Below are 12,957 nucleotides of genomic sequence, written 5' to 3'. Positions count from 1 at the left end.
GCTCCGAGCAGATCCTCGCCGGGGTCGGGGAGCGGCTGCGCGGGCTGCGCAAGGAGCGCGGCATGACCCTCGCCGCGCTCTCCGCGAGCACCGGCATCTCCGTCTCGACCCTCTCCCGGCTCGAATCCGGGCTGCGCCGCCCGACCCTCGAACTCCTCCTCCCGCTCGCCCGCGCCCACCGGGTCGCCCTCGACGAACTCGTCGGCACCCGCCCCGTCGCCGACCCCCGCGTCCGCGCCGAGCCGATCGTCCGCCACCACCGCCGCATGTACCCGCTCAGCCGCCATCCCGGTGGCGTCCAGGCGTACCGGATGGTCATCGAGGGCGGCTCGCTCGATCCCGAGCCGCGCACGCACGAGGGCTACGAGTGGATGTACGTCCTGCACGGCAGGCTCCGTCTCGTCCTCGGCGAGCACGACCTCGTCCTCGAACCGGGCGAGGCCGCGGAGTTCGACACCCGCGTCCCGCACTGGTTCGGGCTGCTGGACGACCGCCCCGTCGAACTCCTCGTCCTCTTCGGGCCGCAGGGGGAGCGCATGCACGTGCGGGCGAGGCCGAAGCGGAGGAAGACGGACTGACGCCGCACCGCCGTGGCGGGGGGCGCGGGGCTTCCACTCGCCCTTACCGACCGCTTAGTATGCCGCTCGACGGGGCCGTTCGACGGCGCGGGCGCACAAGCGCGGTGCCGGCCGGGCGGCCGAGGCGCGAACAGGCGGGAGCGAGCCATGCGGGCATGGCAGGTGGCGGAGACCGGCGAACCCGAGCAGGTGATGAGGCTCGCCGAGACGGAACGGCCCGAGCCGGGCCCGGGGCAGCTCCTCGTCGAGGTGCTCGCGGCGAACGTCAACTTCCCCGACGCGCTGCTGTGCCGCGGCCAGTACCAGGTCAGGCCACCGCTGCCGTTCACGCCGGGCGTCGAGCTGTGCGGGCGCACCGCGGACGGACGCCGCCTCATCGGCACGCCCGTCCTGCCGCACGGCGGCTTCGCCGAGTACGCGCTCCTGGAGGAGGCGGCGAGCCTGCCCGCGCCCGACGCCCTCGACGACGCCGAGGCGGCGGCGCTGCACATCGGCTACCAGACCGGCTGGTTCGGGCTCCACCGCCGGGCCCGTCTCCAGGCCGGCGAGACGCTGCTCGTGCACGCGGCGGCGGGCGGCGTCGGCAGCGCGGCCGTCCAGCTCGGCAAGGCGGCGGGGGCGCGTGTCATCGGCGTCGTCGGCGGCCCCACGAAGGCTGAGGTCGCCCGCGAGCTCGGCTGCGACCTCGTACTCGACCGGCACGCGGACGACATCATCGCGCGGGTCAAGGAGTTCACGGGCGGCCGGGGCGCCGACGTCGTCTACGACCCGGTCGGCGGCGACTCGTACGCGAAGGCCGCGAAGTGCGTCGCCTTCGAGGGCCGCGTCATCGTCGTCGGCTTCACGAGCGGCACCATTCCCGCGCCCGCGCTCAACCACGCGATGGTGAAGAACTACGCGATCCTCGGCCTGCACTGGGGGCTCTACGCCACGTACGCGCCGCAGACGATCGCCGAGTGCCACCGGGAGCTGACCCGCCTCGCGGCCGAGGGCACCATCAAGCCCCTCGTCTCGGAGCGCGTCCCGCTGGAGGGTGCGGCATCGGCGGTACGGCGTGTGGCCGAGGGGCGCTCGACGGGGCGGATCTGCGTGCTTCCCTGAGCCGGGACGCCGGCGCGCGGTGTGCGCGTCTGAGCCCGGTGCGGTGCGTACCTCTCGGCCTGGTGCGATCCGTGCGTGTCGGCCCGTGTGATGCCTGTCCGCGTGCCTGCCTGCCGGCCGTCCCGCCACGCTTCAGCCGCGCCGTCTCCCCAGCCGTCCGCGCAGCCGGGCGGCGCGGGGGCGGGGGCGCGGCCGCTCCGGCGTGGCGGGGGCCGGCACGCGTAAGCCGAAGTACGAGTTGGCGCCCCGGCTGCGGGCCTCGATCTCGACGGCCGCGAAGCGCAGCGTGGCGGCCTCGGTGATCTCGGTGCGCACGACGGGCAGGGCCAGAGTGCCCTCGTCGTCCACGACCGGGTGCCCCGCGGCCTGCGGAGCGGACACGTCCACGCGCCGCATCCGGGCCGCGTCGACCGACTCGGCGAGCAGTTCGTACTCGGTCGCCTCGTCGTGCCAGCGCACCTCGACGAGATCCCCCGCGAGGAGTTTCTCCGCGAGCAGGAGGTGGCCGTTGATGTCGTTGCTCCACGCGCGGACCGTCTCCGGCACCGCCCACGCCCGCTCGGCCGACTCCACGAGCGTGCCGGGCGGCAGCCAGGGCGCCTCGGGGCTCGGATCGAGCATCCGCGAAAGCCATTCCGCACGCTCACGCAGCCAGTTCACGGCGAGCGGCAGTGAAGGGGCGCGGTAGGTGCCGAGCGGGACGCCGACCCTGGCCCCCGCGCTCATGCCATAAGCGGTGAGATGACACACGAACTCTTCGTGCACAGCAGGCAGTCCTCCGCGTCGGCAGCCGCGATTCCCTCGCCGTCTGTGATTATTCCGCCTCCCGACGTCCTCATTCCGCTCAATTCCCGCCACATTTTCACGGCAATTGCCGAGTGGCGTGAATGATGCGGAGAGCCGTGAAAACCGTTGACGTTCGCCTCGCTGACCAGGCGTTACGTGTCGGTCGATCGGGAATCCGGGTGGCGGATTCCCGCATTCCGCCGCTGCCCGATTCTCCTGGAGCGCGAAAACGCGCCCTTGATCTTGAAATCCGCACCCTGTGCGATGCGACTCTGTGTGAAACAGTGAGGACGCGTCATTCTGCATTGTGCAGAGTGCAGAATTCCTTGGCCTCCGCGCCCGCGCGCGGCCCGCTATTTCCCGGCCTTTCCGGAAGCACCGCCACCAGTACGTGACTCGTCCCCACCTGCCACACGGGACCCGCGTGCGCGAACCCCGCCGCGCGCAGCAGTTCGACGTGGGTGCCCAGGCTCAGCCCGCTCGTCCCGCCGAACCGGCTCGGCTCCCGGCGCGCGCACAGCTCGCCCAGCTCGGGATCATCCGCCGCCGCCGCCCACCAGCTCTCCCAGTCCTCGCTGTCCACGGCCCCCGCGCGCCGGGCCCGCCGCGCGCCCACGTGCGCGGCGATCCCGGCGAGCGCGGCCGAACCGCAGCCGAGGTGGTCGGCGTTGACGAGCACCCCGCCGGGCCGCAGCACCCGCGTCAGGTCCGCGTACGCGCGCCGCAGGTCCTCCTTCGGCAGGTAGTGCAGCGCCGTCGTGGACACCACCGCGTCCACCGGGCCGCTCAGCCCGAGCTGCCCCGTCCACCCCTCCTCGCCGATGACCGCCTGGACGTACCGCGCCGCGCGGGGATGGCGGGTGCGGGCCAGTTCGAGCAGCAGCGGGTCCATGTCCACCGCGACGATCCGGGCCTGCGGCAGGCGCGCGCTGAGCCTGGCGGGCAGCGACCCGGGACCGCAGCCCAGATCGAGCACGTACGGGCGCGCCTGGCCCTCCGTCACGTGCTCCACCACGTCCGTGACGACCGTGAAGCGTTCCTCGCGGTCCACCGCGTACCGCTGCTGCTGCCGTTCCCAGCGGTCCACCCACCGCTCGGCCGTGGGCAGAGAGAGCCCCATGCCGCACCACCCTTACCGTCTGTTCCTGTTGAGGCCCCCGAATCTACAGGTGAAAATGGTTCCCATCAGCTCGACGTCAAGCCGCGCAGCGTCACCAGGAGCCGGTCGATCTCCTCAAGGGTGTTGTACACATGCAGGCTTACCCGCACTGAGCTGCGCTTTTCCCCGCCACGCGCCTGGCACAGGCCGTCCGCCCGCACCATGAACCCTTCACTGAAGAGGATGAATCCCAGATCGACCGACTCGATGTCCCGATGGCGGAACGTGACGATGCTCTGCCGCTGCTGCACACGCGTCCCCCGCGCGAGGCTCAGCGGGCAGCCGAGCACCTCGTACGCCGGCAGCGCGCTCAGCCCGTCGGTGAGCCGCGCCGCCAGGCCCCGCGTCCAGCGCTCGATCCGGTCGAGACCGGCGTCCTCCAGCCAGGCGAGCGCCGCGCCCAGACTCGCGATCCCCACCGTGTTCGGCGTCCCGTCCCAGCCTCCCGGCTCCAGGGGGGCGCCGCGCAGGCCGCGCGACCACACCGCGCCCGTGCCGGGCAGGGCGAGCGCCTTGTGCCCCGAGAAGACGAGGAAGTCCACGTCGAGCGCGCCCAGCGAGATCGGCAGGTGTCCCACGCTCTGCGCCGCGTCGAGACACAGCACCACGTCGTCCCCGGCCAGCGCGCGTATCCGGTGCACGTTCATGTCCGCGCCGTAGACATGGTGCACGTGGGTCAGTGCGAGGAACCGGGTGCGCGGGGTGAGCAGCGCGGCGAGCGCCGTCAGGTCGTAGTCGCCCGAGCCGCTCTGCACCGGCATCTCGCGCACCGTGATCCGCACGCCGCGCGCCGCGAGCAGCTCGCGAGCCTCCAGCCACGGCGAGGCGTTCGCCTCGTGGTCCGCGAACGGCACCACGATCTCGTCCCCGTCCCGCAGGTACCCCGGCAGCCAGTCCCGTGCGATCGTCCGCAGACCCTCGCTCGTGCCGCTCGTGAAGTGCACGCGCGAGCGCGCCGGTTCGGGATCGCCGAGAAAGGACTTCACCCGCTCGCGCACCTCCTCGATCATCCGCGTCGTGCGGTTGGCCCACGGGTACGTGCCGCGCGCCGCGTTGGCGTTGCTCGTGGTGAGGTACGTCGTGACGGCGTCGAGCACCGCGCGCGGCTTCTGCGCGGTCGCCGCGCTGTCGAGATACGCGAGACGCGGTTCCGCCGTGAGGATCGGGAACTGCTCACGTATCTCCCGCTGCCAGACTGCCAGTTGCTCCCAGTGGTCCTTCTCCTCGGCCATGACCGCCCCCCTCACTCCCGCACCAGCGGCGCGCCCGCGTCGCGCCACGCGATGACCCCGCCGTCCAGGCTGCGCACGTCCGGGTGTCCCATCCGGCTCAGCACCGCCGCGTACCCCACCGACTTCTCGCCGACGGGACAGGCGAGGAGCACCGGGCGGCTCTTGCTGAACGGCAACCCGCCGCGCAGGAGTTCGGCGAACAACTCGTCCGCGATGTTCACCGAGCCCTCGATGTGCTGCGCCGCGTACGCGTGCGGGCCGCGCAGGTCGACCACGAGCGGCTGCTCGTGCAGCAGCCACTTCTGGGCCTCGGCGACCGGCATGCGGTGCACCCCGGCCCGCTCCTCCTCGCCGACCGAGGCGGCCGTGCGCGTGGCCAAGGACGTGGTGGCGCCGAGGAGTTCGGGACGTCGGGCCCGCACGTAGCTCAGGTAGCTCTCGACGCGGTCGCACACCACGAAGACCGCCGTCCGCCGCCGCTCCGGCTCGCTCGCCTCGACCTCGCGCAGCCGCCGCACCGCGCCGTGATAGGCCGCGCCGCCGGTCGGGCCGGCGAGGATGCCGCAGCGCCGGATCAGCTCGACCATCCCGTCGATGGCGTCGAGCGAGCCGACCGCCTCGATGAGGTCGTACGTCGCCGGGTCGAAGAGACCCACCTCCTGCACCTCGTCGAGATTCCTGATCCCCGGCACGAAGTCCGACTTCTCCGCGACGAGGCCGAGCACCCGCACGTCCCCCTCGGCGGCCCGCAGTGCCCGCGCGACGCCGGAGGACGAGCCCGCCGTGCCTACCCCCGCGACGAACCAGTCGGGTGCCCGCCCGCCGAGGTCCGCGATGATCTCGGGACCCGTGCCCTCCTCGTGCGCCCGCGCGTTCGCCGGGTTGAAGTACTGGTCGGTGTGGAGGAACGAGCCGCCGGGGGTGCTCAGTTCGCGGTGGAAGCGGGTGAGCGGGTCCTCGGTGTCGGTGGGGTCCAGGCACTCGCTCTGCCCGGGGAGTTCCTCGATCTCGGCCCCGAGTAGGAGCAGCAACTCCTTGACCTCGGGGATCTTCATGCGGTTGGTGACGCTGCGGAAACCCAGGCCGTGCATCGAGGCGATGACGGCGAGCGCCTTCGCCGTGTTCCCGCTGGACAGCTCGACGACCTCGGCGCCGCGCTCGGCCGCCTCGGCGATCGCGGGACGTGCCATGCCCCAGGCCGCGCGGTCCTTCACCGAGCCGAAGGGGTTGAAGAACTCCAGCTTCGCGTACAGCTCGGTGGAGCGCAGCCCGTGCACCGCCGGGTCGATCCGTACGAGCGGGGTCTGCCCGATGGTGTCGAGAATGCTGTCGTACTTCATACCCGTCCCTTGGTCGTGCCGGGCAGCGGTGGGACGCCCTGCGCCCGTACCGCCGTCGAGCCCGGTGTGCCGCCCGGTCGGGCGGCCGGAGTGCTCGTCGTGGGGGTGGTGGCCGGGGGCGTCGTGTCCGGGTCCGCCGTCGTGGGCCACCACTGCTCGTCCAGGGTCCAGCGCCAGCCGCCGTCCCGCGCCTGCTCCAGCGCCACCTTCCGTGCGGGCGGGCGGCGTTCGGCGTACTGGGCGCTGAAGTCCATGGCGTATCCGGCGGTATTGGCGAAGGCGAGCAGTTCACCGGGTGCCGGGAGCCGGGGAAGCTGGACGAGTCTGCGCGTGATCAGGTCGGACTCCAGGCACAGGTTCCCGTGCAGGTACACGCCGGTCGCCGCGCCCGGGCCCGGGTCGGGCACCGGGGCGCCGCCGGGCCGCGGCAGCAGCAGCGGGTCCACGAGGATGCCGTGCTCCTCCAGGGCACAGTCGTCCGCGTTCATCGCGAGGCGCACCTGCGGGATTCCGTCCGCGCCGGGGCGCACGTCGAGGACGCGGGCGAGCGTCGCCCCGCACTGGTCCATGAGCGCGCGGCCCGGCTCCACCGCGAGGTCGTACAGGCCGTCGAGCAGCAGCTCGCCGAGCGGGCGGCCGAAGGCGGGGGAGTCCTGGCGCAGGAGCGCGTCGAGGTAGTCCGCGCCGGCGAGCGGGCGGTGGCCGGGGTAGAGGTCGAGTGCACCGCGCAGCGTGCCGCCCTCGTTGGCGAGCCCGTAGCCGTGCCCGCGCCAGGTCAGCGGCGGGCGGCGGCCGAGCGCCGCGAGCGTCAGCTCGGTCGTGTACGCCTCCCACTCGCGCGCGTCGGCCAGGTGGCTCACGCCGAATCCGCCGCCGATGTCCACCGTCGCGGGGCGCAGCCCCCGCTCCAGGCAGAGATCGAGAGCGCGCAGGCAGCCGTCGAGCGCGAGCGCCTTCTCGGGCAGGCCCGTCGTGTCGATGTGGTAGGCGACCCCGACGACCTCGATCCGCTCGCGCACCCGCCCGACCGCGTCGAGCAGCGCCGGCAGCCCCGCGTACGGCGTTCCGAACCGGCTCGGGCGGCTGAGCTGCCGAACCCCCTGCGAGGGGAAGCCCGACAGGCGTAACTGCACTTTGACGCGCGGCAGTTCGTACCGTGCGACGAGGCCGGCCAGCCGTTCCAGCTCGCCCTGGTCCTCGACGGTCACCGTCACTCCCGCGCGGGCCGCGAGCCACAGGAACTCGGGCTCCTTCGGGCCCGTGGCGCCGATCCGGTCCGGCGTGAAACCGCTGCCGAGCCCGTGCCGCAACTCCTCCAGCGAGGCCACGTCGAGCCCGGCGCGGCTCGTGGCGAGCGCGCGCACCAGGGCGCTGGAACGGTTCGCCTTGTGCGCGAAGTACACCGTGCCGCGCAGGTGGTGGCGGTCGCGCGCCGACTCGAAGCGCCGCACGTTCTCGACAGCCTGCTGCGGCAGCACGACGTTGAGCGGGCTGCCGAGGCCCTCGACGAGCGGGTACAGGACCTCGGGCGCGCGCAGCAGCGCCCCGAGCCGCGCCTCCAGCCTCGGCGTCAGGAGCAGGGGGGACGGCGGCAAGGCGGGCGCCCTCACCTCGCGGACCCGGCGCCCCGCGCGGGCCACCCCGGCAGGCCCTCCGCACCCGGAACCGCCCGCGCCACCTTCTCCGACATGATTGTCATAACGCCATGAGTCATGCCGTCATGCTGTCCACCCGGCCCCCACTCCATGCCTTCCCCCGCGCGCTACCCGGAGCAGGCCGCACCACACCCGGCGCACGGACGCGCGGGGGCGCGCGACCGGGCGGGGCAGAGGGCACGGGGCCGAGTCTGCGGGACGGGGTGCTGTGCGGGCTCCGGAGCGGCAGAGAGCGCACGGGGCCGAGTCTGCGGGACGGGGTGCTGTGCGGGCTCCGGGGCGGGGCCGTCCCTCCCGTCCTCAGCCCGTCGTCGGCGGGATCTCCCAGCTGAGCGCGCTCCCCGGGTCCCCCACCGTCAGCTGGCCCTCCGCCGTCGCGCGCAGCGCGTACGTGTCCGGAGCGCCCGCCGCCTCCCACGCCTGCCGCACGGCGCGCGTCGCCGCCGCGCCGCCCTCGCGCGGCAGGTGCGCGGCGGCGAGCCGCAGCCCGGGAGCGGTGCCCCGGGGCCCTGGGACGGCGGCCCGGGGGAGCGGCAGCAGCGTGCCCGCGCAGTCGCCCCCCTCGCGCGGGCGCCGCAGCACCGCCACCGCGGGCCACGCCGTGCCGGGCGCGAGGAGCGCGGCGACGAGAACGCCACCGGGCGAGAGCCGTCCCGGAGCCCCGGCGGGCAGCCCCGTGGCGAGCCGTGAGACGAGTACGCGATCCCAGCGGAGATCGGGAGGCGCGCAAGAGGTCACCCCGGCGCGCAACCCCAGCGCCGTGAGCCCGTCGTGCGCCCCTACGGCGAGCAGCGGATCGGGTTCCACGGCGTGGACGCGCCCGCTGAGCGCGCAGAGGAGCGCGGTCGTCGTCCCCGCCCCGTACTCCAGCACCCTCGACCCCGCTTCCGCGCCCAGGTGCTGGAGCAGGACGAGCGCGAGGTACGGCGAGGCGGCGAGGCCCAGCGGCCCGTGAGCCGGTACGACACGCCCCGCCGGGCGCTCGCAGGGGCGCTCGTCCCCGTACCGCACGACGAGCGGTGCCTCGCCGTGGACGAGGCCGAGCCACTCGGCGAGTTCGCGCGGCACCTGGCAGTCGATCAGCTGGAGCATGCCGTCGTGTCCGCGCGGCCCCGGGCGGGGCGCGTAGACCTGCGGGAGCAGGAGTTCGACGGGCGTCGCGACGAAGACCTCGCGCAGCCGCTCGCCGCTGAGCAGCCCGCGCTCGGCCAGTCGCTCCGCGAGGGCGAGGCGGGCCCCGCGCGCCTGCGTGGCGAGCCGCTCGGCGGGCGCCGTGCGCGGCACGCCGTCGTGGAGTTCGGCGAGTTCCCCGTCGCGCTCGGCGACGAAGGCGGCGGCGAGCCGCTTCGCCAGTTCCTCGGGAACGCGCCGCAGCGCCTCCTCCTCGCTCACGAACTCGGCCGCCGCGATCTCGCCCGGGTCGAGCCGCAGCGCCTCGATCCGCACCTCGTGCGGCGGGTGCCCGGCGTAGATCCGCGCGACGATCGAGCGGCCCCAGCGCCCGCGCGGCACGGTGTCCTCGACCAGGAGTCGCCCGGCGAACACCTCGATGCCCAGTTCCTCGCGCACTTCGCGCACCGCCGCGTGCGCGGGTTCCTCGTCCTCCAGCATCCCGCCCGGCAGGTCCCAGCCGTCCTTGTACGTGGGCTCGACGAGGAGCACCCGGCCGTGCGCGTCCCTGATCAGGAGATCGGCGCAGCCCGCGGGAGCGGCGTGCTCCGCGAGATAGCCGCGCAGGTTCTCCGCGCTCAGCACGAGCCTGCCCGCTCCCGTCACGTGCGCCGACCAGCTCACCCCCGCGTCGCAGGCCCCCTCGCTCAGCGCCTTCTCCAGCGCGGCGGCGAGCCGCGAGCCCTCGGGCCCCGTCCAGGCCGCGCCCGCCTGCCAGGTTCCCTCCCCGCCGTCCTCGTCAGGGCGCACGACGAGGTAGGCGAGCGAGTCGCCGGTCGCGAGCGCGGGAGTCGTGGCGGGCCCGGCGGGTGCCAGCAGCCCGGGCCCCGTACCGAGGGCGTGCAGCGCGCACGCGCGGGAGTCCGTCGCGGCGAGCCGCAGCGCGAGCGCGTCGAGCCCGGCCGTGTCCCGCAGCGTCGCGCGCGTCCACACCGCCTGCCCGCCGGGGGCGAGCCCGGCGGCGATCCCGCTGCCCGCCGGGGGCTGCTCCGCGTCCCGTACGAGCCGCACGAGGCCGTCGGCCGTGCAGGCGGCGCGCTCACCGGCGACGAGCGGCACGGGCTCGCGGTCGGGCAGTGCCCGTACCTCGTCCGCGCGCAGGCCGCCGTCCGCGAGCCGCGTCCAGCACAGCTCGTACGTGCGGCCCCGCAGCCGCTGCCGGGTCAGCAGCCGTCCTCCCGGGCGCAGCGCGGCGGCCCAGGCGGCGGACGGCACGTCTGTGACGGGCTCCGGCACCACGATCCAGTCCCAGGGCCCGGCACCGGGGCCCGCCTCGGGCGAGCGGAGGCAGAGCGCGGCCGCCGCGAACCCCTGCGGGGGTTTATCGCCGTCCGCCGACAGGAGGCACACCCGCTCGCCCCCGCCCGGCCGTCGGGGGGCCGGGGAAGCCGGCGCCCACGGCAGCCGGGCGGGGCGCTGCGCCGCGAGCGGCGGGACGGGGGAGACGAGGGGCGCGGTCATATGGGCGACTCCGGGCCCGCGCGCGCTGGCGCGGACGTGCTGGGGAACAGGGGAGGGGCGCCGTGCGGGCCCCGTACCGGAGAACGCGCGGCGCCCTCCGCGCGTCACGGGGCGTCACGGGGGCAAAGGCGTACGACGCGCGCGGGCCCGCGCCGCACCCCTGCCCGCGCCCCCGGGGTGATGGGATGGCGGCGCGGGAACCACCCGCCCGCGCCCAAGGCCCCCACGCCGCCCCGGAGGTACGCCCCATGCGCCCCGCCCGTATCCGCCCCGCGCTCCTCGCCGCCGCGCTCTGCCTGCTGCCGCTCACCGCCTGCGGGAGCGACACCGGCCGGGAAGCGCCCGCGCGGCCGGGCCCCGCGCGCCAGTCCAGCGGCTCACCGGCCGCCCGTACCGTCGACGAGGCCGCCGAGTTCACCGCACTGGAGCGCAGGTACGGGGCCCACCTCGGTGTCCACGCGGTGGACACCGGCAGCGGGCGCGAGGTCGCCTGGCACGCGGACACCCGCTTCTCGTACAACTCGACCTTCAAGGCGCTCCTCGCCGGGGCCGTCCTCAAGAAGCACGGCCTCGCCGGGATGGACCACGTGCTGCGCTACGAGAAGAAGGACCTCGTCGCCAACTCGCCCGTCACCGAGAAGCACGCGGGCACCGGGCTGAGCCGCGACGCGCTGTGCGAGGCCGCGATCCGCTACAGCGACAACACCGCCGCCAACGTCCTCCTCGCCGATCTCGGCGGCCCGCGCGCGCTCGGCGCCCTCGTGCGGACGGCGACCGGCGACCGCGTCACCCGCATGGAGCGCGTCGAACCGCTCCTGAGCCGCTGGACACCCGGGGAGACCCACGACACGACGACGCCGCGCCGGCTCACCGCCGATCTGCGCGCCTACGTGCTCGGCGACGTCCTCGCCGCACCCGAACGCGAGCGCCTGGCCGGCTGGTTGCGTGCCAACACGACCGGGGACGCGACGATCCGCGCGGGCGTGCCGAAGGGCTGGACGGTGGAGGACAAGACCGGGACGGGGAGCTACCACGGCGCGCGCGGCGACATCGCGGTGATCCGCCCGCCGGGGCGCGCCCCGCTCGTCCTCACGCTGCTCAGCTACCGCGACGAGCGCGGAGCCGAGGCCGACGACCGGCTCCTCGCCGAGGCCACCCGGGTCGTCGTCAGCGCCCTCGGCTGACACGCCGTCCGGCGCGGCCCAGGCGCACCGGGCCCGGCCACCGCGAGAGCTAGCATGCCGGGCAGCCGACCGTCAGGAAGAGCGTATGAGCCTCGACTTCCCCCTCGACCGCACCGCCGCCCCGGTCCCCGGTGCCGAGCGTCGCGCGATCCTCGCCGACCCCGGCTTCGGCCGCTGGTTCACCGACCACATGGCCGTGGCCGCGTGGGACGCGGAGCGCGGCTGGCACGACAGCGGTGTCCGCCCGCTCGCCCCGTTCACGCTCCACCCGGGCGCCGCCGTCTTCCACTACGGGCAGGAGATCTTCGAGGGGCTCAAGGCGTACCGGCACGCGGACGGCGGCGTGCGGCTCTTCAGGCCGGGCGACAACGCCCGCCGCTTCGCCCGCTCCGCCCGCCGCCTCGCCCTCCCCGAGCTTCCCGAGTCCGCCTTCGTGCGGGCGGTGGAGGAACTGGTACGGGCCGACGCGGCATGGGTGCCGGAGGCGGACGGGGGCCCGGCCGACCACCGGGGCGACGGCGGCGGGTCCGCTCCTTCGGCCTCCAACTCCCCGGTCCTCGCCGACTCGGCCTCCGGCTCCGGCTCCGGCTCCGGCTCCGGCTCCGGCGAGCAGAGCCTCTACCTGCGCCCCTTCCTCATCGCCACCGAGTCCTTCCTCGGCGTCCGCCCCTCCGCCCAGGCGCTCTTCCGGGTCATCGCGAGCCCCGCCGGACCGTACTTCCCCTCCGGCGTCACCGGCGTCACCCTCTGGATCACCGAGACCTACTCGCGCGCGGCCGTGGGCGGCACGGGCGCCGCCAAGTGCGGCGGCAACTACGCGGGGAGCCTCGCCGCGCAGATCGAGGCGCGCGAGAACGGCTGCGAGCAGGTGCTCTACCTCGACAGCGCGGGCCACCGCACGATCGAGGAGTCCGGCACGATGAACCTGTGCCTCGTGACGCGCGACGGGGAACTCCTCACCCCGGCCCTCGGCACGATCCTCGAAGGCGTCACGCGCGACACCGTCCTCGCGCTGGCACCCGGACTCGGCCTCAGGCCCGTCGAACGGACCATCTCCCTCGCGGAGTTGCGCGCGGGCGCGGAGGACGGCACCGTGACCGAGGTCTTCGCCGCGGGGACGGCGGCCGTCCTCACCCCCGTCACCGGCTTCAAGGGCGCGGGCTACGCCTTCACGGTCGGCGACGGTGCCCCGGGCCCGACGACGCTCGCCCTGCGCCGCACGGTCCTCGACCTCCAGTACGGCAGGACCGAGGACCGGCACGGGTGGCTCCACCGCGTGTGCTGAAGTGCG

10 protein-coding genes are annotated in these 12,957 nt (G+C 74.8%); 4 read left to right on the top strand and 6 right to left on the bottom strand.

The window, feature by feature from the left end; genetic code table 11:
- Window positions 1–11: 11 nt before the first annotated feature.
- Window positions 12–578, top strand: a complete 567-nt coding sequence (locus tag ACIP4O_RS25005; RefSeq protein ID WP_401577790.1) for a helix-turn-helix domain-containing protein — start codon at window positions 12–14, stop codon at window positions 576–578.
- A 147-nt stretch (window positions 579–725) separates the two neighbouring features.
- Window positions 726–1,679 (top strand): NADPH:quinone oxidoreductase family protein, encoded by a 954-nt coding sequence (locus ACIP4O_RS25000; RefSeq protein ID WP_401577686.1) that lies wholly within the window; start codon window positions 726–728, stop codon window positions 1,677–1,679.
- Window positions 1,680–1,811: 132 nt separating this feature from the next.
- On the opposite strand, the gene ACIP4O_RS24995 is transcribed toward ACIP4O_RS25000, so the two are convergent.
- The 6 genes from ACIP4O_RS24995 to ACIP4O_RS24970 all read right to left on the bottom strand — a co-directional run bounded on the left by ACIP4O_RS24995 (window position 1,812) and on the right by ACIP4O_RS24970 (window position 10,482).
- Entirely contained in the window at window positions 1,812–2,444 is a 633-nt protein-coding gene (locus ACIP4O_RS24995) for a hypothetical protein (RefSeq protein ID WP_401577684.1), read from the bottom strand.
- 316 nt (window positions 2,445–2,760) lie between these two features.
- Entirely contained in the window at window positions 2,761–3,585 is an 825-nt protein-coding gene (locus ACIP4O_RS24990; protein ID WP_401577682.1) for a class I SAM-dependent methyltransferase, read from the bottom strand.
- A gap of 65 nt (window positions 3,586–3,650) precedes the next feature.
- Window positions 3,651–4,856, bottom strand: a complete 1,206-nt coding sequence (locus tag ACIP4O_RS24985; protein WP_401577680.1) for an aminotransferase class V-fold PLP-dependent enzyme — start codon at window positions 4,854–4,856, stop codon at window positions 3,651–3,653.
- An 11-nt stretch (window positions 4,857–4,867) separates the two neighbouring features.
- On the bottom strand, window positions 4,868–6,196 hold the full coding sequence (locus tag ACIP4O_RS24980; RefSeq protein ID WP_401577679.1) for a pyridoxal-phosphate dependent enzyme: 1,329 nt from the start codon (window positions 6,194–6,196) through the stop codon (window positions 4,868–4,870).
- Window positions 6,193–7,791, bottom strand: coding sequence for a Y4yA family PLP-dependent enzyme (locus tag ACIP4O_RS24975; protein WP_401577677.1), 1,599 nt, complete (start codon window positions 7,789–7,791; stop codon window positions 6,193–6,195). Before ACIP4O_RS24975 ends, ACIP4O_RS24980 begins: the two co-directional genes overlap by 4 nt.
- Before the next feature lie 360 nt (window positions 7,792–8,151).
- Window positions 8,152–10,482 carry an NUDIX domain-containing protein gene (locus ACIP4O_RS24970; protein ID WP_401577676.1) on the bottom strand — a complete coding sequence of 777 codons (2,331 nt, stop codon included), beginning with the start codon at window positions 10,480–10,482 and terminating at the stop codon, window positions 8,152–8,154.
- Between the two features lie 248 nt (window positions 10,483–10,730).
- On the opposite strand from ACIP4O_RS24970, the gene bla reads away from it, so the two are divergent.
- Both bla and ilvE read left to right on the top strand, forming a co-directional pair.
- Window positions 10,731–11,666, top strand: coding sequence for a class A beta-lactamase (bla, locus tag ACIP4O_RS24965; protein ID WP_361326985.1), 936 nt, complete (start codon window positions 10,731–10,733; stop codon window positions 11,664–11,666).
- 85 nt (window positions 11,667–11,751) lie between these two features.
- Window positions 11,752–12,951 (top strand): branched-chain-amino-acid transaminase, encoded by a 1,200-nt coding sequence (gene ilvE / locus ACIP4O_RS24960; RefSeq protein ID WP_401577674.1) that lies wholly within the window; start codon window positions 11,752–11,754, stop codon window positions 12,949–12,951.
- Window positions 12,952–12,957 lie beyond the last annotated feature (6 nt).

This window comes from Streptomyces sp. NPDC088923 (assembly GCF_044749745.1).
Classification (GTDB): Bacteria; Actinomycetota; Actinomycetes; order Streptomycetales; family Streptomycetaceae; genus Streptomyces.
Note: the sequence above shows the minus strand (reverse complement) of the source record. Positions and strands in the feature narration are given on the sequence as shown.